Source organism: Stenotrophomonas sp. INTA L402-1 (assembly GCF_059295135.1).
The window spans coordinates 26,517-53,058 of the sequence record NZ_JCAFWP010000011.1 but is presented as its reverse complement, the minus strand read 5'-3'; the positions used below and the strand labels follow the sequence as shown (position 1 = coordinate 53,058).

27 protein-coding genes are annotated in these 26,542 nt (G+C 67.4%); 12 read left to right on the top strand and 15 right to left on the bottom strand.

Annotation, left to right across the window (positions count from 1 at the left end):
• Positions 1-38: 38 nt before the first annotated feature.
• Entirely contained in the window at positions 39-1,787 is a 1,749-nt protein-coding gene (locus AC5O77_RS08680) for a glutamine--tRNA ligase/YqeY domain fusion protein (RefSeq protein ID WP_494506675.1), read from the bottom strand.
• 258 nt (positions 1,788-2,045) lie between these two features.
• On the opposite strand from AC5O77_RS08680, the gene AC5O77_RS08675 reads away from it, so the two are divergent.
• Entirely contained in the window at positions 2,046-2,309 is a 264-nt protein-coding gene (locus AC5O77_RS08675) for a putative signal transducing protein (protein WP_010481810.1), read from the top strand.
• 30 nt (positions 2,310-2,339) lie between these two features.
• Positions 2,340-3,005, top strand: a complete 666-nt coding sequence (gene msrA, locus AC5O77_RS08670; protein ID WP_032968772.1) for a peptide-methionine (S)-S-oxide reductase MsrA — start codon at positions 2,340-2,342, stop codon at positions 3,003-3,005.
• Between the two features lie 577 nt (positions 3,006-3,582).
• Here the strand turns inward: msrA and AC5O77_RS08665 are convergent.
• From AC5O77_RS08665 to ahpC, 5 genes are all read right to left on the bottom strand, one after another.
• Entirely contained in the window at positions 3,583-4,539 is a 957-nt protein-coding gene (locus AC5O77_RS08665; protein ID WP_494506674.1) for a transaldolase, read from the bottom strand.
• 48 nt (positions 4,540-4,587) lie between these two features.
• Positions 4,588-4,992, bottom strand: a complete 405-nt coding sequence (rnk, locus tag AC5O77_RS08660; RefSeq protein WP_005408156.1) for a nucleoside diphosphate kinase regulator — start codon at positions 4,990-4,992, stop codon at positions 4,588-4,590.
• A 123-nt stretch (positions 4,993-5,115) separates the two neighbouring features.
• Entirely contained in the window at positions 5,116-6,078 is a 963-nt protein-coding gene (locus AC5O77_RS08655; RefSeq protein ID WP_032129919.1) for a LysR substrate-binding domain-containing protein, read from the bottom strand.
• Positions 6,079-6,163: 85 nt separating this feature from the next.
• Positions 6,164-7,756: an alkyl hydroperoxide reductase subunit F gene (ahpF, locus tag AC5O77_RS08650; protein ID WP_478057624.1), complete on the bottom strand. Its 1,593-nt coding sequence runs from the start codon at positions 7,754-7,756 to the stop codon at positions 6,164-6,166.
• Between the two features lie 225 nt (positions 7,757-7,981).
• Positions 7,982-8,545 carry an alkyl hydroperoxide reductase subunit C gene (gene ahpC, locus AC5O77_RS08645; protein ID WP_004144811.1) on the bottom strand — a complete coding sequence of 188 codons (564 nt, stop codon included), beginning with the start codon at positions 8,543-8,545 and terminating at the stop codon, positions 7,982-7,984.
• A gap of 350 nt (positions 8,546-8,895) precedes the next feature.
• Here ahpC and prmC point away from each other — a divergent pair, with 350 nt between their 5' ends.
• Together prmC and pip are read left to right on the top strand one after the other, a co-directional pair.
• Positions 8,896-9,753: a peptide chain release factor N(5)-glutamine methyltransferase gene (gene prmC, locus AC5O77_RS08640; RefSeq protein ID WP_478057623.1), complete on the top strand. Its 858-nt coding sequence runs from the start codon at positions 8,896-8,898 to the stop codon at positions 9,751-9,753.
• Positions 9,754-9,801: 48 nt separating this feature from the next.
• On the top strand, positions 9,802-10,743 hold the full coding sequence (pip, locus tag AC5O77_RS08635) for a prolyl aminopeptidase (RefSeq protein WP_032130095.1): 942 nt from the start codon (positions 9,802-9,804) through the stop codon (positions 10,741-10,743).
• 139 nt (positions 10,744-10,882) lie between these two features.
• Here the strand turns inward: pip and AC5O77_RS08630 are convergent, their stop codons facing one another.
• Positions 10,883-11,767: a LysR family transcriptional regulator gene (locus tag AC5O77_RS08630; RefSeq protein WP_478057670.1), complete on the bottom strand. Its 885-nt coding sequence runs from the start codon at positions 11,765-11,767 to the stop codon at positions 10,883-10,885.
• A gap of 105 nt (positions 11,768-11,872) precedes the next feature.
• Between AC5O77_RS08630 and AC5O77_RS08625 the strand changes: the two genes are divergently transcribed.
• Positions 11,873-13,291 (top strand): MFS transporter, encoded by a 1,419-nt coding sequence (locus tag AC5O77_RS08625; protein ID WP_478057622.1) that lies wholly within the window; start codon positions 11,873-11,875, stop codon positions 13,289-13,291.
• Positions 13,288-13,959 carry a DUF7716 domain-containing protein gene (locus tag AC5O77_RS08620; RefSeq protein ID WP_478057621.1) on the top strand — a complete coding sequence of 224 codons (672 nt, stop codon included), beginning with the start codon at positions 13,288-13,290 and terminating at the stop codon, positions 13,957-13,959. Before AC5O77_RS08625 ends, AC5O77_RS08620 begins: the two co-directional genes overlap by 4 nt.
• Before the next feature lie 83 nt (positions 13,960-14,042).
• On the opposite strand, the gene AC5O77_RS08615 is transcribed toward AC5O77_RS08620, so the two are convergent.
• Genes AC5O77_RS08615 through AC5O77_RS08600 form a run of 4 tightly spaced genes read right to left on the bottom strand, consistent with a single transcriptional unit; the run spans position 14,043 to position 16,912 of the window.
• Positions 14,043-14,840, bottom strand: coding sequence for an N-formylglutamate amidohydrolase (locus tag AC5O77_RS08615; protein WP_478057620.1), 798 nt, complete (start codon positions 14,838-14,840; stop codon positions 14,043-14,045).
• Complete coding sequence (locus AC5O77_RS08610; RefSeq protein ID WP_010481791.1) at positions 14,833-15,387, bottom strand: NUDIX hydrolase; 555 nt, start codon at positions 15,385-15,387, stop codon at positions 14,833-14,835. Before AC5O77_RS08610 ends, AC5O77_RS08615 begins: the two co-directional genes overlap by 8 nt.
• Positions 15,384-16,334 (bottom strand): 5'-3' exonuclease, encoded by a 951-nt coding sequence (locus AC5O77_RS08605; RefSeq protein ID WP_107432197.1) that lies wholly within the window; start codon positions 16,332-16,334, stop codon positions 15,384-15,386. Before AC5O77_RS08605 ends, AC5O77_RS08610 begins: the two co-directional genes overlap by 4 nt.
• Positions 16,331-16,912, bottom strand: coding sequence for a nitroreductase family protein (locus tag AC5O77_RS08600; protein WP_049399990.1), 582 nt, complete (start codon positions 16,910-16,912; stop codon positions 16,331-16,333). Before AC5O77_RS08600 ends, AC5O77_RS08605 begins: the two co-directional genes overlap by 4 nt.
• A gap of 331 nt (positions 16,913-17,243) precedes the next feature.
• Between AC5O77_RS08600 and pacR the strand changes: the two genes are divergently transcribed.
• Together pacR and AC5O77_RS08590 are read left to right on the top strand one after the other, a co-directional pair.
• Positions 17,244-19,565 carry a PacR family protein gene (gene pacR / locus AC5O77_RS08595; RefSeq protein ID WP_478057619.1) on the top strand — a complete coding sequence of 774 codons (2,322 nt, stop codon included), beginning with the start codon at positions 17,244-17,246 and terminating at the stop codon, positions 19,563-19,565.
• Positions 19,566-19,617: 52 nt separating this feature from the next.
• On the top strand, positions 19,618-20,697 hold the full coding sequence (locus AC5O77_RS08590) for an NAD(P) transhydrogenase subunit alpha (RefSeq protein ID WP_049422877.1): 1,080 nt from the start codon (positions 19,618-19,620) through the stop codon (positions 20,695-20,697).
• A gap of 100 nt (positions 20,698-20,797) precedes the next feature.
• Here AC5O77_RS08590 and AC5O77_RS08585 read toward each other — a convergent pair whose 3' ends face one another.
• The 3 genes from AC5O77_RS08585 to AC5O77_RS08575 are packed head-to-tail and all read right to left on the bottom strand — an operon-like array spanning position 20,798 to position 22,170.
• Positions 20,798-21,259 carry a DUF3106 domain-containing protein gene (locus AC5O77_RS08585; protein WP_049463518.1) on the bottom strand — a complete coding sequence of 154 codons (462 nt, stop codon included), beginning with the start codon at positions 21,257-21,259 and terminating at the stop codon, positions 20,798-20,800.
• A gap of 3 nt (positions 21,260-21,262) precedes the next feature.
• On the bottom strand, positions 21,263-21,589 hold the full coding sequence (locus tag AC5O77_RS08580; RefSeq protein ID WP_032130086.1) for a hypothetical protein: 327 nt from the start codon (positions 21,587-21,589) through the stop codon (positions 21,263-21,265).
• On the bottom strand, positions 21,586-22,170 hold the full coding sequence (locus AC5O77_RS08575; RefSeq protein ID WP_478057618.1) for an RNA polymerase sigma factor: 585 nt from the start codon (positions 22,168-22,170) through the stop codon (positions 21,586-21,588). The genes AC5O77_RS08580 and AC5O77_RS08575 overlap by 4 nt, the downstream gene beginning before the upstream one ends.
• 98 nt (positions 22,171-22,268) lie before the next feature.
• Here AC5O77_RS08575 and AC5O77_RS08570 point away from each other — a divergent pair, with 98 nt between their 5' ends.
• Both AC5O77_RS08570 and AC5O77_RS08565 read left to right on the top strand, forming a co-directional pair.
• Positions 22,269-22,589 carry an NAD(P) transhydrogenase subunit alpha part 2 gene (locus AC5O77_RS08570; RefSeq protein WP_005408173.1) on the top strand — a complete coding sequence of 107 codons (321 nt, stop codon included), beginning with the start codon at positions 22,269-22,271 and terminating at the stop codon, positions 22,587-22,589.
• On the top strand, positions 22,586-24,046 hold the full coding sequence (locus tag AC5O77_RS08565) for an NAD(P)(+) transhydrogenase (Re/Si-specific) subunit beta (protein ID WP_032130084.1): 1,461 nt from the start codon (positions 22,586-22,588) through the stop codon (positions 24,044-24,046). The genes AC5O77_RS08570 and AC5O77_RS08565 overlap by 4 nt, the downstream gene beginning before the upstream one ends.
• A 237-nt stretch (positions 24,047-24,283) precedes the next feature.
• On the opposite strand, the gene AC5O77_RS08560 is transcribed toward AC5O77_RS08565, so the two are convergent.
• The gene (locus AC5O77_RS08560) at positions 24,284-24,703 is read right to left on the bottom strand and encodes a hypothetical protein (protein WP_049399978.1); all 420 of its coding nucleotides are present in this window, start codon (positions 24,701-24,703) and stop codon (positions 24,284-24,286) included.
• Between the two features lie 122 nt (positions 24,704-24,825).
• Between AC5O77_RS08560 and sufT the strand changes: the two genes are divergently transcribed.
• Positions 24,826-25,377 carry a putative Fe-S cluster assembly protein SufT gene (gene sufT, locus AC5O77_RS08555; RefSeq protein WP_005415385.1) on the top strand — a complete coding sequence of 184 codons (552 nt, stop codon included), beginning with the start codon at positions 24,826-24,828 and terminating at the stop codon, positions 25,375-25,377.
• Positions 25,378-25,436: 59 nt separating this feature from the next.
• The gene (locus AC5O77_RS08550) at positions 25,437-26,531 is read left to right on the top strand and encodes a branched-chain amino acid aminotransferase (protein ID WP_004144913.1); all 1,095 of its coding nucleotides are present in this window, start codon (positions 25,437-25,439) and stop codon (positions 26,529-26,531) included.
• Positions 26,532-26,542 lie beyond the last annotated feature (11 nt).

Below are 26,542 nucleotides of genomic sequence, written 5' to 3'. Positions count from 1 at the left end.
GGGTCATGCGGGCGCCGTGCTGGCGCCCGCGCAGGTCCTCAGGCCGACCAGGTGTCGCGCAGGGTCACGCTGCGGTTGAACACCGGCTTGGCTTCGGTGTGGTCGCGGCGGTCGGCCACGAAGTAGCCGGTACGTTCGAACTGGAACGACTGCTCCGGCGCGGCGCTGGCCGCGGCCGGCTCGACATAGCCGGTGACGGTGCGGCGCGATTCCGGATTGAGGTAATCGCGGTAGGTCTTGCCTTCCGATTCATCATCCGGGTTCGGCACCGAGAACAGGCGGTCGTACAGGCGGATCTCGGCCGGCACGCCATGCACGGCGCTGACCCAGTGGATGGTGCCCTTGACCTTGCGGTTGGCGCCTTCCATGCCCGGACGCGATTCCGGATCCAGCCAGCCACGCAGCTCGGTGATGGTGCCGTCGGCATCCTTGATCACTTCGTCGCAGCGGATGATGCCGGCACCACGCAGGCGCACTTCGCCGCCGGGGACCAGGCGCTTCCAGCCCTTCGGCGGCACTTCGGCGAAGTCCTCGCGGTCGATCCACACTTCGCGTGCGAACGGCACTTCGCGGCTGCCGAAGCTCTCGTCCTTCGGGTGATTGCTGAAGGTCAGCTGTTCTTCATGGCCTTCCGGCAGGTTGGTCAGCACCAGCTTGACCGGGTCGACCACCGCCATGCGGCGCGGCGCGGCGCTGTCCAGGTCTTCGCGCAGCGCGCCTTCCAGCACGCTGAAGTCGATCAGCGAATTCTGCTTGCTGATGCCCACGCGCTCGGCGAACAGGCGCATCGCGGCCGGGGTGTAGCCACGGCGACGCAGGCCCTGCAGGGTCGGCATGCGCGGGTCTTCCCAGCCGTCCACCAGCTGCTCGGTAACCAGCGCCATCAGCTTGCGCTTGCTCATCACCGTGTAATTGATGTTCAGGCGCGAGAACTCGATCTGGCGCGGCTTGGCGGCTTCGCGCGGCAGGCCGGCGTCGACCAGCGGCTGGGTCAGCGTGTCGTCATGGGCGAAATCGACGTTGTCCACGCACCAGTCGTACAGCGGGCGGTGGTCTTCGAATTCCAGCGTGCACAGCGAGTGGGTGATGCCCTCGATCGAGTCGCCCAGCGCGTGCGCGAAGTCGTACATCGGGTAGATCGGCCACGCGTTGCCGGTGTTCTGGTGCTCGACGTGCTTGATGCGGTACAGCGCCGGATCGCGCAGGTTGATGTTGCCGCTGGCCATGTCGATCTTCGCGCGCAGGGTGCGCGCGCCATCCGGGAATTCACCGGCGCGCATGCGGCGGAACAGGTCGAGGTTTTCCTCGACGCTGCGGTCGCGCCACGGCGACGGGCGGCCCGGCTCGGTCAGGGTGCCGCGGTAGGCGCGCACTTCCTCGGCCGACAGGTCGCAGACATAGGCCTTGCCCTGTTCGATCAGCTTTTCGGCGGCCAGGTAATAGGTCTGGAAGTAGTCAGAAGCATGGCGCAGCTCGTTCCAGCTGAAGCCCAGCCAGCGCACGTCGTCCTGGATCGCGGCCACGTATTCCGGGTCTTCCTTGGCCGGGTTGGTGTCGTCGAAGCGCAGGTTGCAGACGCCGCTGAACTCGCCGGCGATGCCGAAGTTCAGGCAGATCGACTTGGCATGGCCGATGTGCAGGTAGCCGTTCGGTTCCGGCGGGAAACGGGTCTTGATCCCCTGGTGCTTTCCGCTGGCCAGGTCCTCGCGCACGATCTGGCGGATGAAATCGCGCTTCTCGTGGCTGTCGGCGGGGGTCTCGGGGCTGGCGGGGGTGTGCTCGGACATGAGTCGGCGAAAAGAAAGGCAGAAAGACCAACAGTCTAGCGCGTACCGGGCAGGGCTGCCCGGTGGGGCGTGGGGATGCCGGCCAGCGGCCGGCACTACCAACCCCTCTTCCGGTAGCGCCGGCCGCCGGCCGGCGGAATGTGGATCGCCGTGCAATTGGGTAGTGCCGGCCGCTGGCCGGCAGAACGGTCATGCGCCGTCACCACCACCATTCAGCCCCCGGGCGTATGCTGGGACCCTGTCCCACGGAGCTGCTGCATGCACATCGTGTACAAGGCCGACAACCTGTTCGACGCCCACCTGGTCAAGCACGCGCTGGAGGATGCCGGCATCCCGGCCTTCGTGTTCGGCGAGTCGTTGCTGGGTGGCATGGGCGAGCTGCCGCTGTTCGGCGTGCTGCGGGTAGGCATCCCTGATGCGGCACGGCCGCAGGCCGAGGACATCGTGGCGGCGCTGGACTTGGGCCACGCGCCGGACGCCCCCATTTCCGATGCAGACGACATAGCCGGCCTTCCGGCGTAGGAGCGCATCATGTTGGGAATTGGCCAGGGCATCCTCGGCATCGGCGCCTTCAAGCAGCGCCTGCCGCGCCCGGAAGAAGCACTGCCGGGGCGTGACCAACCGCTGCCGCTGCACAGCAACCAGCACTTCGTGAACAGCCATCCGCTGAAGGACCGTTTCGCCGGCCTGCAGCAGATCCGCTTCGCGCTGGGTTGCTTCTGGGGCGCCGAGCGCAAGTTCTGGACCGAACCGGGCGTGTACAGCACCTCGGTGGGCTATGCCGGCGGCATCACCCCGAACCCGACCTATGAAGAGGTGTGCTCGGGCCTGACCGGCCACACCGAAGTGGTGCAGGTGGTGTTCGACCCGGCGGTGGTGAGCCTGGAGCGGCTTCTGCAGCTGTTCTGGGAAAGCCACGACCCGACCCAGGGCATGCGCCAGGGCAACGACACCGGCACCCAGTACCGTTCGGCGATCCACGCCACCGACGAGGCGCAGTACGCCGCCGCGCTGGCCAGCCGCGAGGCCTACCAGGCGCAGCTGGATGCGGCCGGCTACGGCCCGATCACCACCGAGATCGTGTACCCGGCACCGGCGTACTACTACGCCGAGGACTATCACCAGCAGTACCTGGCGAAGAACCCGAACGGTTACTGCGGCATCGGCGGCACCGGGGTGAGCTGCCCGATCGGATTGGATGTGGAGGCGCCGCGCTGACGCGCGGTGGTCCGCCTGCGGCGGGCAGAATCTACGGCAGAAGCCAAAGCCAAAGCCAAAGCGGCTCTGCGTTTCTGCGGGTTGGGCGGGGCGGTGTGGGTTGGCAGGACATGCCGTAAACCCGTCCTTGGGGGCTCGATGGCGCCATCCATGGCGCCAACGGTCCTGCCAACCCACACCGCCCCACCCCCGACAGTTTCCCGGTGACGGTGGGCAAGAGCATGGGTTACTGACGAAATGAAAGAAAAGAAAAAGGACGCGGCCTTCGCCGCGTCCTTTTTGTTTGATCCTGCAGTGCTTTCTGTAGAGCGGAGCCATGCTCCGCTCAGAGCAAGCGAAGCGCGCGACCCGCTTTGCTCTTCTTTCTTTCATCCGTGGCGGGCGGCCACCGGAAACTGTCAGAGGGCGGGCGGGTTGGGTTCGCGGGAGTGTCCGCCGCATGGATGCGGCGGCCAAGCCTCCAGGGACGGATTCACGGCGTCTCCCGCGAACCCAACCCGCCCGACCCAGCGCGGCTTTCGCTCTTGCTTCAACGCGACCAAGCCCCCGCCACGAGGGGCTCAGCCGTTCGCCGGAATCACAGTTCCGAACGAATGCGCTCGCGCAGCGCCTGCAGATCCTTGGCAAACGCATCGATACCGGTCGCCAGCTTCTCGGTCGCCATCGGATCGGCCGCCAGATCCGCCGCGAACTTCGCCGCATCGATCGGGGTCACCGCCGCGCCATCCGCCGCACCGGCCACCAGCTTGCGCGGCAGCTCGCCGTGGTCGGCGTCCAGCTTCTCCAGCAGGTCCGGCGAAATCGTCAGGCGGTCGCAGCCGGCCAGCGCTTCGATCTGCGCGGTCGAACGGAACGAGGCGCCCATCACCACCGTCGGCGAACCGCGGCGCTTGAATTCGGCATACACGCCGCGCACGAACTTCACGCCCGGGTCTTCATCGATGTTGGCCGGGGTCTGGCCGTTGGCCACGTACCAGTCCAGGATGCGGCCGACGAACGGCGAGATCAGGAACGCGCCGGCTTCGCTGCAGGCCAGCGCCTGGGTCGGGTTGAAGATCAGGGTCAGGTTGCAGTCGATGCCCTCGGCCTGCAGGATGCGCGCGGCTTCCACGCCTTCCCAGGTCGCGGCGATCTTGATCAGGATCTTCTCGCGCGGCACGCCGGCATCGGCGTACATCTGGATGAACTGGCGGGCCTTGGCCACGGTGGCAGCGGTGTCGTGGGCCTGGTCGGCGTCCACTTCGGTGGACACGCGGCCCGGCACCAGCGTGCTCAGCAGCGCGCCGACGCCGATGGTCAGGCGGTCGGCCACGGCGTGCACCACGGCTTCGCGGTCGCCAGTCTGCTGGCGGCCCCAGGCCAGTTCGCGTTCGATCAGCTCGGCGTAGACCGGCAGGTCCAGCGCCTTCTTCACCAGGGTCGGGTTGGTGGTGCAGTCCACCGGCTGCAGGCGCTTGATCGCCTCGTAGTCACCGGTATCGGCAACGACCACGGACAGTTCGCGCAGCTGGGACAGTTTGGACGGGGTACTCATTACGGCTCCTGGTGCAGGGGGATCGAATCGCGCGGTGCGCAGCGGTAATCAGGGGCGGTCGTTGTGGACCGCGGTCACGCGCAGGCGCAGCTTGCGGCCGCCGGGCGCGTTCCAGTCGATGCTCTGGCCGATCGAAAGGCCGAGCAGGGCACTGCCGACCGGGGCCAGCACGGAAACCTTGCCTTCATCGACGTTGGCTTCGCGGGGGAAGACCAGGGTCAGGACGTGCTTCTCGCCCGACACTTCATCTTCGCACTCCACGCGCGAATGCATCATGACGATGCCTTCGGGAATCTGGTCCGGTGCCAGCACGGTGGCACGGTTGAGTTCTTCAGCAAGCGCGAGCGCGGCAGGCGTCTGGCTCAGCGCAGGGGATTCGAGCATGGCGTCCAGGCGGTCCATGTCGAAGGTGGAAACGGTGATCGACGGCGGCAGGCCGCTGGCGGTACTCATGGTGAAGCTCCTTGGTTGAAAGCCATGCAAAAGGCGGCACCTGCTGGCGCCGCCTGTCTGTATTGTGGGGACAAATGCGACCGGAATCGACTCCTGCCGATTCCAGGCCGGTGCTGCGGGGGTTCAGCCGTTCAGCGCGGGGCCGGGCAGGGCGGTCGTGTCGCCGGCGGCGTTGACCGCTTCCAGGGTGAACAGCGCCTGCGGCAGGCGCTTGAACTGATCGGCCAGCTCCATCAGGAAGTCGTTCATGGCCGAGCTGCGGCGCCAGATCATGGCGATGCGGCGGCTGGGGCGTCCTTCGCCGGTGAAGTCGAGCAGGCGGATGTTGTTCGAGCGCGGCACCGGCGGCTGCACCGACAGGCTTGGCAGCAGGGTGATGCCGACGTCGGCGGCGACCATCTGCCGCAGGGTTTCCAGGCTGGTGGCGCGGAACTCGGACTTCTCGTTGGCACCGAACAGGCGGCAGACTTCCAGTGCCTGGTCGCGCAGGCAATGGCCATCTTCCAGCAGCAGCAGCTTCTGCGTGGCCAGCTCCTGCACGTCCAGGTGTTCGCGACGGGCCAGCGGGTGGCGCCCGGATACGGCCAGCAGGAAGGGTTCCTCGAACAGAAACTCGGCATGCAGTTGGTCGTCGATCACCGGCAGGGCCAGCAGTGCAGCGTCGAGCTTGCCTTCGCGCAGGCGGTCCAGCAGCACATCGCTCTTTTCCTCGACCAGCAGCAGTTCCAGCTCCGGGAAGCGATCGCGGATGCGCGGAATTACATGCGGCAGCAGGTACGGGCCCAGGGTCGGGAAGATCCCCAGGCGCACCGTACCGGCTTCCGGATCGCGACTGCGACGTGCCGCTTCCTTCAGCTGTTCCACTTCGGACACGATCACCCGTGCCCGTGCTGCTGCTTCCTGGCCGGCCGGGGTCAGCATCACCTTGCGCGGTGCACGTTCCACCAGCGGCAGGCCCAGCTCTTCTTCCAGCTTGCGGATCTGCGTGGACAGCGTCGGCTGGCTGACGAAGCAGGAGGCGGCAGCCCGGCCGAAATGCTTGTGGTCGGCCAGGGCTACCAGGTACTTCAGATCACGTAGGTTCATCCTTACACCCCAGGGGTAACGGACCGGCTGACGGCATGGTTACCCGACAGGCAGACAATGTTCCCGGTGATCTGGGAACGATAGATCAGGCAGCTTCAGCAACGGCACCGCTGCTGCTGCTCACCGACGAGCGGATCAGGTGGTCGAACGCGCTCAGTGCGGCGGTCGAACCGGCGCCCATGGCAATGATGATCTGCTTGTAGGGTACCGTCGTGCAATCGCCAGCAGCGAACACGCCCGGCAGGTTGGTCTGGCCGCGGTCGTCGATGACGACCTCGCCACGCGGCGACAGCGCCACGGTGTCCTTCAGCCACTCAGTGTTGGGCAGCAGGCCGATCTGCACGAAGATGCCTTCCAGCTCGACGCGGTGGGCGTCGCCGCCGACACGGTCCTTGTAGACCAGGCCGGTGACACGGCTGCCGTCGCCCAGCACTTCGGTGGTCTGTGCGCTGGTCAGCACGGTGACGTTGGCCAGGCTGCGCAGTTTCTTCTGCAGCACTTCGTCGGCGCGCAGGCTGGAATCGAACTCCAGCAGGGTTACATGCGACACGATGCCGGCCAGATCGATGGCCGCTTCCACGCCGGAGTTGCCGCCGCCAATCACCGCCACGCGCTTGCCCTTGAACAGCGGACCATCGCAGTGCGGGCAGTAGGCCACGCCCTTGTTGCGGTACTGGTCTTCGCCCGGCACGTTCATCTGGCGCCAGCGTGCGCCGGTGGACAGGATCACCGAACGCGACTTCAGCACCGCGCCGTTCTCCAGCTGCACCTGCACCAGGCCGTCTTCACCGGCCGGCACCAGCGCACTGGCGCGCTGCAGGTTCATGATGTCCACCTCGTACTCGCGCACGTGCTGTTCCAGCGCCGTGGCCAGCTTCGGGCCCTCGGTCTCCTTCACCGAGATGAAGTTCTCGATCGCCATGGTGTCCAGCACCTGGCCACCGAAACGTTCGGCGGCGATGCCGGTGCGGATGCCCTTGCGTGCAGCATAGATCGCTGCTGCCGCGCCGGCCGGGCCACCGCCCACCACCAGCACGTCGAAGGCATCCTTGGCGGCGATCTTCTCGGCATCGCGCTTGCTGGCGTTGGTGTCCAGCTTGGCGACGATCTGCTCGAGGGTCATGCGACCCTGGTCGAAGACTTCACCGTTGAGGTACACGGTCGGCACCGACATGATCTCGCGCTTCTCGACTTCGTCCTGGAAAAGGGCGCCGTCGATGGCCACGTGCTGGATGCGCGGGTTGAGTACCGCGGCCAGGTTCAGCGCCTGCACCACGTCCGGGCAGTTCTGGCAGGACAGCGAGAAGTAGGTTTCGAACTTGTATTCACCTTCCAGGTTCTGCACCTGCTCGATCAGCTCGGCGGTGGCCTTGGACGGATGACCGCCCACCTGCAGTAGCGCCAGCACCAGCGAGGTGAACTCGTGGCCCATCGGCAGGCCGGCGAAGGTCAGTTGGATATCCTGGCCCGGGGTGCCCAGGTCGAAGGACGGCACGCGGCCCTGGCCATCGCGCAGGACCTGCAGCGTGATCTTGTCCGACAGGCTGTCCAAGGTCTGCAGCAGTTCCAGCATTTCCTGCGACTTGGCGCCGTCGTCGGCGTGCGCGGTGATCTGGATCGGGCGGGTCACGCGCTCCAGATAGGTCTTCAGCTGCGACTGCAGGTTGGCGTCCAACATCGGGTCATCTCCTGGCTTCAGGCAAACAGGGGGCGTGGCACCGCTGTAGAAGGTAGCGGACCAGCAGGGGGTAGGGGTGAACCCAAGACAGCGACCGTGGAAGGGGCTGGCTGGCCAAGGCGGGCGAGCGTTGGCTGTCTTGGGTTCACCCCCACGCCGGCGGGGGGACCGGCACGGGGATGAAAGGCGCGCCGTGGCGTGGGGCCACGGCAGGCCGGTACTGCTTTAGATCTTGCCGACCAGGTCCAGCGACGGGGTCAGGGTCTTCTCGCCTTCCTTCCACTTGGCCGGGCACACCTGGTTCGGGTTGGCGGCGGTGAACTGGGCAGCCTTCAGCTTGCGCAGGGTTTCGGAGACGTCACGGGCGATCTCGTTGGAGTGGATCTCCAGGGTCTTGATCACGCCTTCCGGGTTGATGATGAAGGTGCCGCGCAGGGCCAGGCCTTCTTCCGGAATGTGCACGCCGAAGGCGTTGGTCAGCTGGTGGGTCGGGTCGCCGACCAGCGGGAACTGGGCCTTGCCGACGGCCGGCGAGGTTTCGTGCCACACCTTGTGCGAGAAGTGGGTGTCGGTGGTGACGATATAGACCTCGGCGCCGGCCTTCTTGAACTCGGCGTAATGGTCAGCGGCGTCTTCGATCTCGGTCGGGCAGTTGAAGGTGAAGGCGGCCGGCATGAAGATCAGGACCGACCACTGGCCCTTCAGGGTGCTGTCGGAAACCTTGATGAACTCGCCATTCAGGTAAGCATTGGCTTCGAACGGCTGGATCTGGGTGTTGATCAGGGACATCGTTTTTCCTCTGGGTGAAGGGGAGTGGGTGAATCGACAGGACCTAGAGTACCGACTCGCTATCGATAAGAACAATCCATTGATTGCATCTATTTGATAGATACAGTCTATCAAAATGCACTGAGCAGGCACTGAACCCGGACGCTTTCATCCTGCAACTGCCTGTGTGACAAGGAAAATCTTCCGGAACGGCTGAATAGGGCCAATAGTCCCTCCTTATCCCCTCGGGTAGAACCTGAACGGATTGCAGCCTTTTGTAGAGTCGAGCCATGCTCGACTGCGGACCTGTGGATGTGTAGCTCGACTGCGGCAGAATCAGCCGAGCATGGGCTCCGCTCTACAATTGCGGCATGTTTTCCCAAACCGAACCCTCCCTGCGCCAGATCGTGGCCGAGGCCAGTGCCCGCCTCGGCGGCGTCGAGGCCCGCCACGAGGCCGAACTGCTGCTGCTGCATGTGCTGGAGCGCCCGCGCAGCTGGCTGTTCGCGCATGCCACCGATCCGCTGGCCGCCGCCGACCTGGCCGCCTTCGAAGCGTTGCTGGCCCGCCGCGTTGCCGGCGAGCCGGTGGCCTACCTGACCGGCCGCCGCGGTTTCTGGACGCTGGACCTGGAGGTCGACCCGGCCACGCTGATCCCGCGTCCGGAAACCGAACTGCTGGTCGAGCTGGCGCTGGAGCGCCTGCCGCAGGACCAGGCGCTGCAGCTGGTTGACCTGGGCACCGGCAGCGGTGCGATTGCACTTGCACTGGCCAGCGAACGGCCCCAAGCGCAGGTGCTGGCCACCGATGCCAGCCCGGGCGCGCTGGCCGTGGCCGCGCGCAATGCTGCGCGCCATGAACTGCGCAACGTCCGCTTCGCCGAGGGCGGGCACGACTGGTATGCGCCACTGCAGGGTGCACGCTTCGACCTGATTGCCAGCAACCCGCCATACATCGCCAGCGACGACCCGCATCTGGAGCAGGGCGACCTGCGTTTTGAACCGGCTACCGCGCTGGCCTCCGGCGTGGATGGCCTGGATGACATCCGTCGCATCGTAGACGGTGGCCAGGCCCACCTGCTGCCCGGCGGTTGGCTGCTGATCGAGCACGGTTGGGACCAGGGCGCGGCGATCCGCGCGCTGTTCGACGCCGCGGGTTTTGCGGAGGTGCAGACCGTGCAGGACCTGGAGCAGCGCGACCGCATCACCCTGGGCCGGCGTCCGGCCTAGAATGGAGGTTCTCCTGCCCCGGCAGGGCATCACCCTGGAGCTGCAAGCATGCGTACGCTGTACCCCGCCATCACCCCCTACGACGTCGGCACCCTGAAGGTCGACGACCGCCACACGCTGTACTTCGAACAGTGCGGCAACCCGGATGGCAAGCCGGTGGTGATGCTGCACGGTGGCCCGGGCGGCGGTTGCAGCGACAAGATGCGCCAGTTCCACGACCCGTCCAAGTACCGCATCATCCTGTTCGACCAGCGCGGTGCCGGCCGTTCCACCCCGCACGCGGACCTGGTGGACAACACCACCTGGGACCTCGTCGCCGATATCGAGAAGCTGCGCGAGCACCTCAAGGTTGATCGCTGGCAGGTGTTCGGCGGCAGCTGGGGTTCGACCCTGGCACTGGCCTATGCCGAAACCCACCCGCAGCGCGTGACCGAACTGGTCCTGCGCGGCATCTTCATGCTGCGTCGCTGGGAACTGGAATGGTTCTACCAGGAAGGCGCCAACCGCTTGTTCCCGGATGCATGGGAGCACTACCTCAAGCCGATTCCGTCGGTGGAGCGTCATGACCTGATCTCGGCCTTCCACCGCCGCCTGACCAGCGAAGACGAAACCACCCGCCTGGAAGCGGCCAAAGCCTGGGCGGTGTGGGAAGGCGCGACCAGCTTCCTGCACGTCGACGACGACTTCATCAACAGCCACGAAGACCCGCACTTCGCGCTGGCCTTTGCCCGCATCGAGAACCATTACTTCGTCAACGGCGGCTTCTTCGAGGTGGAAGACCAGCTGCTGCGCGACGCGCACCGCATCGCTGACATTCCCGGCGTGATCGTGCACGGCCGCTACGACGTGGTCTGCCCGCTGGCCAACGCCTGGGACCTGACCAAGGTGTGGCCGAAGGCGAAGCTGGAAATTACGCCGGCTTCGGGGCACTCGGCGTTCGAAGCCGAAAACGTGGACGCGCTGGTGCGCGCCACCGATAGCTTCGCCTGATCGGTAGCGCGGGGCCATGCCCGGCGCTATCGGCCCTCATCCACGCATGGCGTGGATCTACTACAGCCCGGTAGTGCCGGCCGCTGGCCGGCAAACCTGAGACGGTTGGATTCCTGGAGGCGCCGGCCAGCGGCCGGCGCTACCACTCCCCAGCCAGCAACGCGTCGGCCAGTACCTGCAGCTTTGGCGAGCATTGCCGCGAGGGCGGATAGATCAGTGACAGTGCACGGCTGCGGCCTTCAAACGGCTGCAGCACGCGCTGCAGGCGGCCATCGGTCAACGCATCGGCCACGGCGAAATCCATCACCTGCACGATGCCGATACCGGCGATGGCCGCTTCCACCAGCGGATCGCCGCTGTCGAACACCATCCGCGTCGGCGGCGTGAACTCGCGCAGTTGCCCGTCCTGCAGGAACTGCCAGTCCACCAGCCGGCCACTGCGCAGGTTGCGCACCGCCAGGCAGGCATGATCCTGCAGCGCGGACACATCGTCCGGTGCGCCGCAACGGGCCAGATAGGCGGGGCTGGCCACCGTCACCCAGCGCAGCGGTCGCAATGGCCGCGCGACGATGCGCTGGTCGGCGATGACGCCGGTGCGCAGCGCGGCATCGAAGCCTTCCTCGACCAGATCGACCAGACGGTCGCTGAGCACCGCTTCCACCTGCAGCTGCGGATGCTGCTGCAGCAACGGCGCCAGCATCGGCACCAGCACCTTGCGCCCGAACATCGACGGCGCACTGATCTTCAATGTGCCCGAGGGCGTGCACGGGCGGTCGGCCAGTTGCCGTTCGGCATCGTCCAGGCCGGTCAGCAGTGGTGCCACCTGTTCCACGAACTGGCGGCCATCCGGGGTCAGCGCCACATTGCGGGTGTTCCGCTGCAGCAGCTTCACCCCCAGCGTGGCTTCCAGCCTTCCGATCGCGCGCGACAGGCCGGACTGGCTCAGGCCCAGTTGGCCGGCGGCCACGGTGAAACTGCGGGCTTCGGCCACCTGCACCAGCATGCGCACCGCATTGAGGTCCATCGAGGCTCCATTCATGCCGAAAATCATGACAGATATTGTCGGGGAGGGGTTTATTGATTGGCTCGCATCAATGAGACTGCGCTCCCCCACCGCGCCAGACTGCCGATGCCTCCCCTCAAATACCCGCGCTGGGCGCTGACCCTGCTGGCCACCGCCCAGCTGATCATCGCCCTGGATGCCACCATCATCTTCGTTGCCCTGCATGACATGGGCAGCGCGCTGCAGATCAACGCGCAGCAGCTGCAATGGGTGGTCAGTGCCTACACCGTGGCCTTTGGCGGCAGCCTGCTGCTGGGTGGCCGTGCCGCCGACCTGATCGGCCGCCGCCGCTTCTACCGGCTGGGCATGCTGCTGTTCGCGCTGGCCTCGCTGCTCGGTGCGCTGGCGCCGAATGCCACGCTGTTGATCATCGCGCGTGCGGCACAGGGCATCGGCGCGGCGTTGCTGTTCCCGGCCACGCTGGCACTGATCAACACGCTGTATGCGGAAGGTCCGGTGCGAAACCGCGCGCTGGCAATCTGGAGCATGGCCAGCGCGGCCGGCCTGGCGTTGGGCACGCTGCTCGGCGGCGTGCTGACCCAGGCATTCGGCTGGCCGGCGGTGCTGGCGGTGATCGTGCCGCTGGCCACCGCCTGCGCGGTCGCGGCCGGTGTGTGGTTGCCGGCCGATGGTCCACGGGTGCAGGGGCGTTCCTTCGATCTGGCCGGTTGCCTCACTGTCACCGCCGGCGGCAGCCTGTTGGTCACCACCCTGGTGCAAGGGCCGGAGTGGGGCTGGACGGCGCCGGCTACGCTCATCTGCCTGCTGCTTTCAGCCGTACTGTTGACGGTGTTCGTACAGATCGAAAAGCGCAGCCGTGACCCGCTGATGCAGTTTTCGCTGTTGCGCCTGCCCGGCCTCCGCGCCGCGCTGGGTCTGACCTTCGCTTTCATGAGCAGCTATGGCGTGCAGTACTACTTCCTGGCGCTCTACTTCCAGGATGGCTATGGCTGGAGCCCGCTGCAGGCCGGTATGGCCTTCCTGCTGCCGACATTGGTGTGCACCTTCGGCATCCGCATTGCCGAACGCATGCTGCGGCGCCGTTCGCCACGGCAGGTGCTGGCCTGGGGCTTCGCCGCAGGTGCCGTCGGCATCGCCGCGGTGGCGCTGGCGATGCCGCATGGCGCCAGCTACTGGCCGCTGTTGCCGGGCATCGTGGTGCTCAGCGTCGGCCAGGGCATGAGCTGGACGGCGATGTGGATCGTGGCCGGGCAGGGCGTGCCGGGTCCGCAGCAAGGCGTCGCGTCCGGCATGGCGGCCACCGCCCAGCAGATCGGCGGCGCCTTGGGATTGGCGGTACTGGTGATGGTCGCCAACGCCGCGCGCGGCACGCAGGCGGCAACCAGCCCTGATGCGTTGCAGGGCATGGTCAATGCACAGTACGGCGCCGCGCTGTTCGCCGCGCTCGGCGTGGTGATCGCGCTGGGCCTGCGCCCGGCGCCGGTAGACTCGGCAGCGACTGCCGGCCTGAGCACCGACGCATGATCGAACTGCTGGACCTGCAACAGACCCTGCATGCCTTCGCTGCCTGCAACGATGACGATGAGGTGTGGAACGCCTTCGGCTGGGTGATGGCCAGCAACGAGGACCTGCTGGCTGCGCGGTTGTGGTTGCCGTCATCCAGTGATGAAGCGCTGGATGACGACGGCGAGCGATCGGCCGCTTCGGCAGCGATGGGGCTGTTCCCGTATCTGGAGCCGGCCACGTTTGCCGACGTGCTGGATGTGCAGAAGCGGCAACGCCCGCTGTCGTCGCTGCAGGACTACGCGCAGGCACTGGCGTACTACGCCGAGTACGACGCGTTCCAGCAGGTCGAGGGTATCGACGAGGCTCTGGGCGAAGCGGGTGCTGAGGAACAAGCGGAGGCGCGCGAGGCAGGGGTGGGCGCAGGCATCTTCGCTTCGTTCGATCTGTGCCTGGTGGCGTGCCCGGCAGACCAGCTGAAGGCTGCTGCGCAGCGCGTGGCGCGCCTGCTGGAGATGCCGGTGGGCGAGGCGTTGGCGCGCTGCCGTGCGTTGCCGCTGGTGCTGGGTGAAGCGCTGGATCGTCGCCGCGCGCAGGCGATCAAGGATGATTTCGAAGCGATCGGTGCGACCGTGCAGGTGCACGGGTTCAAGCCGTTCCCGTGGATGGATGCGCCCGTATTGCGGTAGTGCCGGCCGCTGGCCGGCAACCTCAGGTTCGTTGGATCATTGCAGTTGCCGGCCAGCGGCCGGCACTACCAAGCCTGGGTAAATCACCCGGCGGCCAGCAACTGCGGCTGCAGCGCGCTGAAGATCCGCGCCAGCCGCTCCGCCCATGCCTGCTGCCCGGCGGCATCGGCGATCAGGTCCTGGCGGATCTCCAGTTCCACGTGCACCAGACCGCGGCCCTCGCCATGCACCGGCACCGCGTAGTCGCTGGTACTGCTGACCGAATACGGTTCGTTGTCGCCCACCACCAGGCCGCCTTCGTCGCGCAGTGCCTGCAGCAGTGCATGCGCAAAGCGCGTGTCCTGGTGGTACAGCACGCCGGCATGCCACGGCCGCTGCGCGCCGTTCATCGCTGGGGTGAAGCTGTGCATCATCACCAGCAGGGTGGGGCGACCGGCATCGCGGCGTGCGTCCAGTTCGGCGTCGATGCGTGCGTGGTACGGCGCGTGGATCGCATCGATGCGCTGTTGCCGCTGTGCCACTGACAGACCGGCATTGCCCGGTACCACGGTGTGGTCGCTCACTTCCGGAATCAGCGTGGGCGAGGCCAGCGGGCGGTTGCAGTCGATCAGCAGCCGCGAATAGGTCTGTTCGATCGCCCAGGCATCCAGCCGTTCGGCCAGTGCGCGGGTGGTGCCGGCAATGCCGATGTCCCAGCCGATGTGGCGATCCAGTTCGGCCTGTGGCAAGCCCAGGCCGGCGAGGGCGCGCGGCACCTGCTGGCCGGCGTGGTCGGCCAGCAGTAGGTACGGCGACGCGCCTTGAGCCCGGTGGATCGCGTAGATTGCCGGATCATCGGCGCCGAGCAGCGCAGGCAGCGCATGCAGATCGGCGTCAGCCACGCGGGCGCCCGTCCAGGTGGTGCTCGATCATCCACAGGCCGGCCCACAGCTTGGCATCCAGCTCGTAGCCTTCGCCCATCTTCTGCACCAGCCAGGCCGCGGCCTCACTGCGTGGAATCTCGTGCACGGTGATGTCCTCGCTGTCATCACCGCCACCTTCGCCGATCCGGCGCAGGCCGGTAGCGCGTACGAAGGCGATCTTCTCGCTGCTGGCGCCGGACGACGTCGGGCCGATCATCAGCACTTCGGCGTGATCGGCGGTCCAGCCGGTTTCTTCTTCCAGTTCGCGCACGGCCGAGACTTCAATCGATTCGCCGGCGTGGATGTCGCCGACCAGGCCGGCCGGCATCTCGATGGTGGGTGCCTGCAGCGGCACGCGGAACTGCTCGACGAACAGCACCTTGTCCTCAGGGGTGACGGCGATGATGATTGCGGCCAGGCCACCGGCGTGGGTACGTTCGCTGTATTCCCAGGTGCCGCGCACCAGCATGCGCTGGTACTTGCCTTCATAGACGACACGCGGGGCTTCGGTGTTGCGCTGGCTCATGCGGGCTCGCTGGAATTGGAAAAGGATGGAGTGGGAACGGGGTCGGCCACACCGGCGGCATCGAACAGCCGGCGGCGGGTCATCGGGCCGAAGCGCAGGGTCTGGCACAGGCCACCGAGCAGCTCCGGGTCGGCCGCCTGGCGCAGCAGACCGGGTTGGCTGCCTTCCAGCGGCGCGTCCAGCGCGATGGTGGTCAGCTGGCGCCAGAGCTGGGCGTGCTCGCGCTGTTCGCGCAGGCGCACCGCCATCTGTGCCGCGCCGCGCAGGCGCAGGAACGGCACTTCGTCCAGGCGTTCGTACAGCGCATCCATGCTGCCGAAGTGGGCCAGCAGCACGGCGGCGGACTTGCTGCCGACACCACTGACACCGGGAATGTTGTCCACCGCATCGCCGCACAGTGCCAGGTAATCGGCGATCTGGTGCGCGTGCACGCCGTGCCGCGCCTTCACTCCGGCTACGTCCCAACGCTGGTTGCGTGCGTAGTCCCACTGCTCGTCGTGATCCAGCAGCAGCTGCGACAGGTCCTTGTCGGCGGAGATGATCACCCCGCGGTGGCTGCCACGGTGCACGTGCAGGGCGCTGCCGATCAGGTCATCGGCTTCGTATTCGTGGTGGGCCAGCACCGCAAGGCCCAACGCCGCGCACAGCGCCTTGCAGTGTACGAACTGGCGCTTGAGCGCTTCCGGCGCCGGGTCCCGATTGGCCTTGTAGGCCGGATACAGCCGGTGGCGGAAGCCGCTGTCGAGTGCTTCGTCGAAGGCGATGGCGATGTGCCGCGGGCGCTCGCGTTCGAGCAGATCGAGCAGGAAGCGGGCGAAGCCGTGCACGGCGTTGGTCGGCCAGCCCTGCGCGTCCTGGAACTGGTCCGGCAGCGAGTGCCAGGCGCGGAACACGTAGATGCTGGCGTCGACCAGATACAGCGATGGCGGTGGTGCCGGCAGGCTCATGCCGGTGGCGTCCAGTCGCGCAGCAGGGCCGCCGGATCGGGGCGCTCGCGCTCAGGTACATCGGCCTTGGGTGTACCGATGTGGATGAAGCCGGCGATGCGTTCGCCTTCGACCAGGCCCAGGTGGGCCTGTACCGCCGGATCGAAGGCCATCCAGGCGGTCAGCCACTGCGCGCCGAAGCCCAGCGCCTGCGCGGCCTGCAGCAGGGCGAAGCAGACGCAGCCGGCGGTCATCAGCTGTTCCTGCTCGGGCACCTTCGGGTCTGGCCGCGGGCTGGCCACCACCACGATCACCAGCGGCGCATGGCTGAAACGCTGGCGGTCCTTCTCGAATACTGCCTCGCCGGCATGCGGGTCGCGCTGGCGGCTGCGCTCGGCCAGGAAGTCGCCCAGAGTGTGACGTGCATCGCCGGCGATCTTCAGGAAGCGGAACGGTACGCGCTTGCCGTGGTCGGGCACGCGCACGGCCGAGGCCAGCATGCGCTGCAGGGTGGCTGGATCCGGTCCGGGCTCGCCCAGTTGCCGCGAGGGCACCGAGCGGCGGGCATCCAGGGCAAGCAGGGCAGCGGGATCGGGCATGGAGTCTGAACCGGTCATCACGGGTGTTTGATTATAGTCGGGGTGGTCAATGACGCCGTCTGTGTCGCGTCCCGCCCCTGAATATCAAACTGTGATGAACATCATGCCACTGGCGGGAAAGGGACGACCGCTTCCTCTCGCCTCGTGGGCCTCGCACGGCTTACGATATCTATCTTGCCGGGCCGCCGGTCATGAGGTTTGAAGTGAGGACTGTTTCACTGTCCGTGACGGGCTGGCCGGCCTACCATCGACGTACCGGCACATGGGGTGTGCCGGCCGTCGCGATGTCCATGCTGTCTGTCGTACCAGAGAAGGTGGGGAGCCTTCCCGAATGATGAGCGCGCCCACACCGATGGGATCGCCGGGCCGTGACCCGGTCCAGCTTCAGCGTGCCCGGGACATGGTCCTGCCGGCGCTGTGCCAGGCGTTCGGGGCCGCACTGGCGCGTTTCGACGATGCACTGTTCGACCGCGCCGGCAATGCTGGCTCGTCGCAGCTGCTGTTCCTGGATGCGATGCGCGAGCTGCGCCGTCGCCGTGAGGACATCGCCGCCGCCTTCGCCGGCCACCTGCAGCGGGCCTGGGATGCACTGGCCAGTGGCGAGCCGTTGTCGGCCGAAGCCACCCTGTCCGGGCCGGCCGAGGATGGCCTGAGCCTGCTGGCTGAACATGTACTGGAATCGCGGCTGGCGGTGCGCAATTTCGCCACCGTGCTGCTGCGTGACTTCAAGCCGGTGCTGGCGCGGCTGGACCGCCGCCTCGGCCGCCTGATCGGCGGCGCCGAGCTGGATGCCGATCACGACCCGGTCAGCCCCGAACATCTGGGCGTGGCCATCCATGAGGCCTTTGCCGGCTGCGAACTGGCGCCGGAAGTGCACCTGGTGCTGATCAAGCTGTGCGAGCGCGACCTGCGCGCGCCGGTGGGCCGCATCTACGAGAAGCTGGACGAGCAGCTGGCCGCCGCTGGCGTGATGTCGCAGATGGGGGCGCCGCGGCGTCCATTGTCGGCCGCGCCCGACCCGCGCATGGCGCCCGGGTCGGACGATCTGGGCGAGCCGCGCCACGCGGCGGGCTTCGTATCCGAATTCAGCGATGATGAACAGGCCGCGCCGGCCTGGGCACAGCGCTTCGCTGCGCGCTGGTCCGAGCGCCGTGGCCACATGCAGCAGCACCTCGGGAGCGAGGATGCCGGCAACGGCGAGGCGTATGCCGGCCAGCAGGGAATGCTGCTGGAGGCCCTGCATGAGCTGCTGCAGCAGACCCGTCATGTCCGCGAAGACGCCACCTCGGCCGCGCAGGTCGCGGTTGGCCAGCACCGCCCGTTGAGCCAGCGCGAGATGATGTCGGTGCTGTCGCTGCTGCAGGCCACGCCCAGCGCCACCCTGCGTGCGGCCATCGGCGAGGACGGCGAATCACTGGCGCAGCGGCTGAAGAGTGAAGTGCTGTCCAGCGCCACCCGTCTCGGCGTCGATCCTGGCCAGACCCGGCTGGACCCGCAGGACGAAGATGCGATCGATCTGGTCGGCATGCTGTTCGACGTGATGCTGGACGAACGCGAGCTGGAGGGCCGTTCGCGCGAGCTGATCGGCCGCCTGGTGGTGCCCTTCGTCAAGGTGGCGATGCTCGACCGCCGCATGTTCGTGCAGAAGACCCACCCGGCCCGCAAGCTGCTCAACTCGCTGGCCGAAGCCTGCGAGGGGAATACCGGCGAAAGCCAGGCCGAGCGCATGCTGATGGCCAAGGTCGAGGAAATCATCGAGCGCCTGGTGGCCGAGTTCAACGAGAACCTGGCGATCTTCCTGACCCTGGAAGAAGAATTCCGCGAGTTCCTGGTGCAGCATCGCCGCCGCGTGGAAATCGCCGAGCGCCGCGCCGCCGAAACGCAGCGCGGCCAGGAGAAGCTGGAAATGGCCCGCAGCCGGGCGGGTGCCGAACTGGATCGCCGCATCGGCGATGCCACCCTGCCGCCGGCCATCGCTGAGTTCCTGCGCCAGCCATGGCAGCACCACCTGACCCTGGCGCTGCTGCGCGAGGGCGAGGAGGGCGCGTCGGTGGCCGAGGCACTGAGCCTGGCTGACGGCCTGCTGGAGGAAGTGGCCGAGGCCCGCCGCCAGATCGTCGGCAAGCCGTGGCTGCAGGCCTGGCAGCCGGTGCTGGCCAAGGTATTTGCCAGTGTCGGCGTGCACGGCGATGCCGCCACCGGTGCCATCGACGCCCTGCACGACACCCTGCAGGGCATTGCGGAATCGCGACCGGAACTGCAGCGCGCGCTGCCGGAGCTGCCGCAGGTTGCCTTGCCGGCGCCGCCGGTGGCTGAGTCGCCAGCGGTGGAGCTCGGCGGGCAGATCGACGCCGACGATTTCGACAACGCCGACGCCGACCGCTTCCGACGCATGGAAATCGGCAACTGGCTGGACTTCGTCGACAAGGACGGCAAGGTGCAGGCCGGCAAGCTGTCCTGGGTCAGCCCGATTTCCTCGCGCCTGCTGTTCGTCAACCGCCGCGGCGTGCGCTTCTGCGTGGCCTCGCCGGAAGAACTGGCGGTGATGGTGCGGCTGGGCCGCCTGCGCGCCCACGTCGACGATGGCGCCTTCGACAGCGCGATGCAGGGTGTGATCGATCGGCTGGACCCGGGCAGCGCAACACTGCACTGAGCCGTGGCCGCCTGCTAGGATCGGGAAAACTCACCGATCAGCGGGGACCTGCATGGCCGTGGCGTTGCTGGGGATCAAGGAGACCGCGCCGGGCGAACGGCGCGTGGCGTTGACGCCGGAAACCGCGCGCAAGCTCGGTGCCTTGGGCATCACTGTCTGGTATGAGGCCGGCGCCGGTCTGGCGGCGGGATTTACCGATGCTGCCTATGACGACGCCGGTGCACGTGTGTTCGATGTAGGTCGCTGGGCCGAGATCGATATCCTGCTGTGCGTGCAGGCACCGCCGGTGGCGGTGCTGGAGCAGCTCAAGCCCGCTGCCAGCGTGGTCGGCCTGCTGACTCCGGCCAGTGATCCGGCGCTTGCGGCATTGGCCGCTGGCGACCGCCTGCACCTGTTCCCACTGCAGCAGCTGCCGCGCACCACCCGCGCGCAGGCGATGGATGTACTCAGCTCGCAGGCCGGCATGGCCGGTTACAAGGCGGCACTGATCGCGGCCGAGCGTGCGCCGCGTTTCTTCCCGATGCTGACCACCGCCGCCGGTACCGTGCGTCCGGCCAAGGTGCTGGTAATCGGTGCCGGCGTGGCCGGCCTGCAGGCCATCGCCACCGCGCGCCGCCTTGGCGCGCAGGTGGAAGGTTTCGACGTGCGTCCGGAAACCCGCGAGCAGATCCAGTCGCTGGGCGCGCGCTTCCTTGATCTTGGTGTGAGTGCAGCCGGTGAAGGCGGCTATGCGCGTGCGTTGACCGATGAGGAACGCGCCGAGCAGCAGCGCCGGCTGGCCGACCACCTGCGCAGCGTGGATGTGGTGATCTGCACGGCAGCGGTACCGGGGCGACCGGCGCCGACGATCGTGACTGCCGCGATGGTGGAAGGCATGGCCACCGGCAGCGTCATTGTCGATCTGGCGGCAGAGAGCGGCGGCAACTGCGCACTGACCCAGCCGGGGCAGTGCATCGAACATCAGGGCGTGACCATCGATGGCCCGCTTGGCCTGGCCAGCCGCGGCGCGACCCAAGCCAGCGAGATGTACGCGCGCAACCTGCTCAACTTCGTCGCCTTGTTCGTGCGCGAAGGGGAGCTCAGTTTCGACTGGGACGACGAGTTGCTGGCGAAGACACGCTGGCAGGCGTGAGCCGGTAGCGCCGGTTGCCTTCCCGGTAGATCCACGCCATGCGTGGAGGAACGGCCCAGCGTGCGGACCAGGGTCCGCACCCACCCTGCGGATGCCGGCGTTACCGCGGCTTCGCCGGCGGCGGGTTGTCGCGCACCCAGTCCTTGCGTTGTTCCGGCGTCATCTGCGACCAGCGCTCGCGCAGGGCGTCGCGCTGTTCCGGCGGCATGTTCCGCATCTGACCGAACAGGGCCCGGGCCTGCTCACGCTGTTCCGGGTTCATGTGCTCGAAGCGGCGCAGGCCACGGCGGGCCTTGTCGCGCTCCTCCGGGCTCATCGATTGCCAGCGCTGGCCATGCGAAAGCATGCGCTGGCGCTGGCCGGCATCGGCGCTGTTCCAGCGGTCGCGCAGCGGCGCCAGCAGGGATTCGCGCTGCGCTTCGCTCAGGTGTTCCCACGCCGGCAGCGGTGCGGCCGGCGCAGGGCGTGCGGCAGGGGCGGGCGCGGCGCTCTGCGCCAGTGCCGGGAAGGCCGGCAGCAGCAACAGGGTCATCAGCAGGGGCAGGGTGTGCAGTCGGGACATGATTCACTCCATCGCCAGGTCGGTATCGCCCAGCCACAGGTACAGATCGGGATTTTCGTCGTAGAGCGCGCTGTTGTCTTCCGCCGAGGCAAGCACAGGTGCCGGCGCAGGGCCCGTCAGGGTGCCGTGGCCGGTGAACTGCAGGCCGATACCCAGTGCCACCACCAGTGAACAGGCACTGGCCAGCCACCAGCGCCAGCGCCCGCGATGGGCGGCCGTGGCGCCGTGGCGAGCCTGGCGCAGCCGGGCCAGCGTTGCCGGCGACAGCGCGTGCAGCGACTGCGCGTGCAGGCTGCGCAGGGTGTCATCGGAAGGCAGGGAGCGGTTCACGGATGGGTCTCCAGATAATCCTGCAGCGCCTGGCGGGCGCGTGCCAGATGGGTTTTTACCGCGCCTTCGCTGCAGCCCATGGCGCGGGCGGTGGTGGCCCCGTCCAGGTCCTGCAGCACGCGCAGGGTGAAGGCCTCGCGCTGGCGGGCGGGCAGGCGGCGCAACGCGTCCACCAGCTGTTGGTACTGCTGGCGCTGTTCGTGCGCCTGTGCCGGGTCCGGGCCGGGGTCGGCCCAGTCGATCTCGCCGCCTTCCGCGTCCTGGTTGTCGCGCCAGAACGGCAGTCGGAAGCGGCGCCGGCGCTGCACGTCGATCACGCGTCGGCGCAGGATGCTCCAGAACAGCGGGGCCCATTCGGCAGCCGGCTTGTCGGCGTAGTCCAGCATGCGCAGCAGCGCGTCCTGCACCGCGTCCATGGCGTCTTCGCGCTGGCGCAGGCCGGCCTCGGCGAAGCGGAACGCGCGCGGGCCAACACTGGCCAGGAACGCCTCCAGCGACGCCGGCAGGGCATCGGTCTCGGCGCTCGGGGGGGCGGGGCTGCTCACCAGCACAGGGTACGGTTCCTCGCTCGGGGTCACCATCGACAACGCGTGAGCGCGGCTTCGGTTGACGCCGGGCGCGCACCGGGTTCAGCCCATGGTTATGATGGGACGACGAAGACAGAGCAGGAGCGTTGCCGGTGAGTGACGGGTTCGTAGCGCTGTACATCTTCATGCTGGCAGCCATTGCCGGCCACGTGATCATTTCGCGGGTGCCGGTGATCCTGCATACCCCGCTGATGTCGGGCTCCAACTTCATCCACGGCATCGTGCTGATCGGTGCAATGGTGGTGCTGGGGCACGCGCAGACACCGCTGGAGAAAGCTCTGGGCTTCCTCGCCGTGGTGCTTGGTGCCGGCAACGCCGCCGGTGGCTACGTGGTCACCGCGCGCATGCTGGAAATGTTCAAGCCGAGCGCGCCCAAGGGCGGCAAGGACGAGCCGAAGGAGCCGCAGGCTTGAACATCAGCACCGTCGAACTGCTCGATTGGCTGGTCAAGGCCAGCTACCTCGTCGCCGCCACGCTGTTCCTGCTGGGCCTGCAGCGCATGGCCTCGCCGCTGACCGCGCGCAGCGGCATCCGCTGGGCCGGGCTGGGCATGCTGCTGGCCACGGTGGCGACTTTCTTCCTGCCCGAACTGCACAACGTGCCGCTGATCCTGGTGGCGCTGCTGCTTGGCGCGGGCCTGGCCTGGTGGTCGGCCGGCAAGGTTGCCATCACCGACATGCCGCAGATGGTGGCGCTGTACAACGGCATGGGCGGCGGCTCGGCCGCGGCCATCGGTGCAGTGGAACTGCTGCGCTACGCCTTCCTCGCCAACCGTGATACCAGCCACTGGAGCGCACAGGCGCTGGCCGACCTCGCTGCCCGCCAACCCTCGGGCATGGTGCTGCTGCTGGCGGTGGTCGGCGCGGCCATCGGTGCGGTGTCGCTGTCCGGCTCGGTGATTGCCTGGGCCAAGCTCGATGGCCGCCTGGACAAGCGGGTGACCTGGCCGGGCCAGCAGGTGATGAACCTGCTGGTGGCACTGGCGGTGGTGGTGCTGGCGATCATCGCGGCCAGCACGCTCAACACCTGGGCGATCGTCGCCTTCTTCGTGCTGGCGCTGGCACTGGGCGTGCTGATGACGCTGCCGATCGGTGGCGCTGACATGCCGGTGGTGATCTCGCTGTACAACGCGTTCACCGGCCTGGCGGTGTCGTTCGAAGGTTACGTGCTGGGCAACGAGGCGCTGATCATCGCCGGCATGATGGTCGGCGCGGCGGGCATCCTGCTGACCCGGCTGATGGCCAAGGCGATGAACCGGCCGATCCGCAACGTGCTGTTCTCCAACTTCGGCGGCGGTGCCGGCGGGGAAGCGCAGGCGATCACTGGCGCGCAGAAGCCGATTGAAGCGTCGGACGTCGCGGCGATGATGGCCTACGCCGAACGCGTGGTGATCGTGCCCGGTTATGGCATGGCGGTGGCGCAGGCCCAGCACAAGATCTGGGAGCTGGCGCAGCGGTTGGGCCAGCGCGGGGTGAAGGTGAAGTTCGCGATCCACCCGGTGGCGGGGCGCATGCCTGGGCACATGAACGTGCTGCTGGCCGAAGCGGGTGTGCCCTACGACCTGATCGCCGACATGGACGACATCAACCCGGAATTTGCCAACACCGATGTGGTGCTGGTGATCGGTGCCAACGACGTGGTCAATCCGGTGGCACGTACCGACCCGGCCAGCCCGATCTACGGCATGCCGGTGCTGGATGTGGTCAACGCGCGCAACGTGGTGGTGATCAAGCGCGGCAAGGGCACCGGTTTTGCCGGCATCGAGAATGCGCTGTTCTACGCCGACAACACCCGCATGCTGTACGGCGATGGTGCGGAAGCGGCGGCCTCGCTGGTGAGCGAACTGAAGGCGCTCGACGGCGGGCATTGAGCGGCGGCTGCGCCCGGTAGGTGCGGACCTTGGTCCGCACGCATTTGCCGGCCAGCGGCCGGCACTACCGAATCCATGCGTGGTGGTTGCATCTGGTAGGTGCGGACCTTGGTCCGCACGCTTCTGCCGGCCAGCGGCCGGCACTACCGAATCCATGCGTGGTGGTTGCATCGGGTAGGTGCGGACCTTGGTCCGCACGCTTCTGCCGGCCAACGGCCGGCACTACCTGCCGGTGGGTCAGCGCGCCAGCCAGGCGCCCACGGCCAGGCCCAGGGCCAGCCAAAGCCATTCCATCGCGCCGTTGGCGAGGGTGATCAGGGTCCAGGCCAGGTGCGGGCCCATCCGCAGGGTGGCGTCCCACAGGTCCAGCCCGATCGAGCCGCCCATCCACGCGCTGGCGATGGCCCAGTTGGCCACGGCCGCCACCAGCACGGTGCCCAGCACGACCAGGGCGATGCGCAGCCGGCCCGGGCCCAGCGTGCCCATGCGCAGCATGAACACCAGTTCCAGGGCGGTCAGTACCGCCATCCAGCCGACCTGCCGGCCGGTCATCAGCGCCAGCATCATCCAGGCGAGGGGAGCAACAAGCAGACCCAGCAACAGCATGATGGGCCAGAGCCAGGTCACGGTCCTGGCACGCGCGGCATTGGAGGACATCGAAGCTCCCTGAAGATCACCCACAGGATACTGTGGTTTGCCGCAGTGCACCGGCGGCGGCAGGGCGGCTGGGCTAGAATGCCGTCTTGCGTGGCCTTGGCCACGGCCCCATATCGGTCCCCATGTATTCCCGTAGCAGCGAACCTGTCCACTTCGAACGCGATTGCGAGGCCGTGATGGTCCCGCAGGGCGACACTGTGACCCTGCCCGCCGGCAGCTATGGGTACATCACCCAGGCGCTGGGTGGCAGTTATTCGGTGTTCGTCGAGGGCAACCTGTTCCGCATCGCCGGCAAGGACGGCGACGCCATCGGCAAGGAGGCACCGGCACCGCTCGAGCTGCCGGCCGACGCCACCGATGAACAGGTGGAACAGCTGGTGTGGCAGCAGCTGCGTACCTGCTTTGATCCGGAAATTCCGGTGAACATCGTCGAACTGGGCCTGGTCTACGAGGTCGAGATCAAGCACCTGGACGAAGGCAAGCGCGAGATCGACGTGAAGATGACCCTGACCGCACCGGGCTGCGGCATGGGCGAGATCCTGGTCGACGACGTGCGCAGCAAGCTCGAAATGATCCCGACGGTGGCCGAGGCCGACGTCGACCTGGTGTTCGACCCGCCGTGGAACCAGCACATGATGTCCGAGGCGGCCCGGCTCGAGACCGGCATGCTTTGACCCACGGCCCGCAGTGACGCGGGCCGGGCATTACCCGCAACCAGAACAGGAAATCTCCGGTGTCCCAGTCCATTCCCAGCTTCGCCGTCACCCGTTCGGACCACCCGCGCAGCGCTGAAGAGCGCGCCCAGATCCTGGAGAAGCCGGGTTTCGGCCTGCACTTCACCGACCACATGGTGGAAGTGCGCTGGGACAAGGACACCGGCTGGCACAACGCCAACGTGCGCGCCTATGGCCCGCTGCAGCTGGACCCGGCCGCGGCCGTGCTGCACTACGGCCAGGAAATCTTCGAGGGCATCAAGGCCTACCGCCATGCCGACGGTTCGATCTGGACCTTCCGCCCGGATGCCAACGGCCGTCGCCTGCAGCGTTCGGCGCAGCGCCTGGCGCTGCCGGAACTGCCGGTGGAGATCTTCGTCGAATCGCTGAAGCAGCTGATCGCCGTCGACAGCGCCTGGGTGCCGTCGGCCGATGAGTCGAGCCTGTACTTCCGTCCGTTCATGATCGGCGACGAAGCTTTCCTCGGCGTGCGCGGCGCGCACAAGGCCGGCTACTACGTGATCGCCAGCCCGGCCGGCCCGTACTTCGCCAAGGGCGTCGCCCCGGTGTCGATCTGGCTGTCGACCGAGTACGCACGTGCGGCCAAGGGTGGCACCGGTGCCGCAAAGTGCGGTGGCAACTACGCCGCCTCGCTGCTGCCGCAGCAGAAGGCACAGGCACAGGGCTGCTCGCAGGTGCTGTTCCTCGACCCGGTCGAAGGCAAGTACCTGGAAGAACTGGGTGGCATGAACGTGTTCCTGGTCTACAAGGACGGCACGCTGGTTACCCCGCAGCTGTCCGGCAGCATCCTCGAAGGCATCACCCGCGAGAGCATCCTGCAGCTGGCCCGCGACCGCGGCATGAAGGTCGAAGAGCGCAAGGTCACCATCGATGAGTGGAAGCAGGGTGTGACCTCGGGCGAGATCGCCGAAGTGTTCGCCTGCGGTACCGCTGCGGTGGTCACCCCGATCGGCCAGCTGAAGGGCGAAGGCTTCTCGGTGGGCGACATCAACGCCCCGGCCGGCGAAGTGACCATGTCGCTGCGCAAGGAACTGACCGACATCCAGTACGGCCGCCTGCCGGACCGCCACAACTGGCTGGTCAAGCTGGGCTGATCGCCCGCGTT

What these genes read in the sequence shown, in the direction of transcription:
- AC5O77_RS08575 (WP_478057618.1), bottom strand. Translation starts at nt 22,170, where the DNA reads ATGGTGACCCCGAGCGAGGAACCGTACCCTGTGCTGGTGAGCAGCCCC.
- AC5O77_RS08630 (WP_478057670.1), bottom strand. Translation starts at nt 11,767, where the DNA reads ATGGACCTCAATGCGGTGCGCATGCTGGTGCAGGTGGCCGAAGCCCGC.
- AC5O77_RS08605 (WP_107432197.1), bottom strand. Translation starts at nt 16,334, where the DNA reads ATGAGCCTGCCGGCACCACCGCCATCGCTGTATCTGGTCGACGCCAGC.
- AC5O77_RS08680 (WP_494506675.1), bottom strand. Translation starts at nt 1,787, where the DNA reads ATGTCCGAGCACACCCCCGCCAGCCCCGAGACCCCCGCCGACAGCCAC.
- pip (WP_032130095.1), top strand. Translation starts at nt 9,802, where the DNA reads ATGCGTACGCTGTACCCCGCCATCACCCCCTACGACGTCGGCACCCTG.
- AC5O77_RS08600 (WP_049399990.1), bottom strand. Translation starts at nt 16,912, where the DNA reads ATGCCCGATCCCGCTGCCCTGCTTGCCCTGGATGCCCGCCGCTCGGTG.
- AC5O77_RS08585 (WP_049463518.1), bottom strand. Translation starts at nt 21,259, where the DNA reads ATGTCCCGACTGCACACCCTGCCCCTGCTGATGACCCTGTTGCTGCTG.
- AC5O77_RS08560 (WP_049399978.1), bottom strand. Translation starts at nt 24,703, where the DNA reads ATGTCCTCCAATGCCGCGCGTGCCAGGACCGTGACCTGGCTCTGGCCC.
- prmC (WP_478057623.1), top strand. Translation starts at nt 8,896, where the DNA reads ATGTTTTCCCAAACCGAACCCTCCCTGCGCCAGATCGTGGCCGAGGCC.
- AC5O77_RS08665 (WP_494506674.1), bottom strand. Translation starts at nt 4,539, where the DNA reads ATGAGTACCCCGTCCAAACTGTCCCAGCTGCGCGAACTGTCCGTGGTC.
- AC5O77_RS08655 (WP_032129919.1), bottom strand. Translation starts at nt 6,078, where the DNA reads ATGAACCTACGTGATCTGAAGTACCTGGTAGCCCTGGCCGACCACAAG.
- AC5O77_RS08620 (WP_478057621.1), top strand. Translation starts at nt 13,288, where the DNA reads ATGATCGAACTGCTGGACCTGCAACAGACCCTGCATGCCTTCGCTGCC.
- ahpC (WP_004144811.1), bottom strand. Translation starts at nt 8,545, where the DNA reads ATGTCCCTGATCAACACCCAGATCCAGCCGTTCGAAGCCAATGCTTAC.
- sufT (WP_005415385.1), top strand. Translation starts at nt 24,826, where the DNA reads ATGTATTCCCGTAGCAGCGAACCTGTCCACTTCGAACGCGATTGCGAG.
- AC5O77_RS08610 (WP_010481791.1), bottom strand. Translation starts at nt 15,387, where the DNA reads ATGAGCCAGCGCAACACCGAAGCCCCGCGTGTCGTCTATGAAGGCAAG.
- rnk (WP_005408156.1), bottom strand. Translation starts at nt 4,992, where the DNA reads ATGAGTACCGCCAGCGGCCTGCCGCCGTCGATCACCGTTTCCACCTTC.
- pacR (WP_478057619.1), top strand. Translation starts at nt 17,244, where the DNA reads ATGATGAGCGCGCCCACACCGATGGGATCGCCGGGCCGTGACCCGGTC.
- AC5O77_RS08625 (WP_478057622.1), top strand. Translation starts at nt 11,873, where the DNA reads ATGCCTCCCCTCAAATACCCGCGCTGGGCGCTGACCCTGCTGGCCACC.
- AC5O77_RS08675 (WP_010481810.1), top strand. Translation starts at nt 2,046, where the DNA reads ATGCACATCGTGTACAAGGCCGACAACCTGTTCGACGCCCACCTGGTC.
- ahpF (WP_478057624.1), bottom strand. Translation starts at nt 7,756, where the DNA reads ATGTTGGACGCCAACCTGCAGTCGCAGCTGAAGACCTATCTGGAGCGC.
- AC5O77_RS08590 (WP_049422877.1), top strand. Translation starts at nt 19,618, where the DNA reads ATGGCCGTGGCGTTGCTGGGGATCAAGGAGACCGCGCCGGGCGAACGG.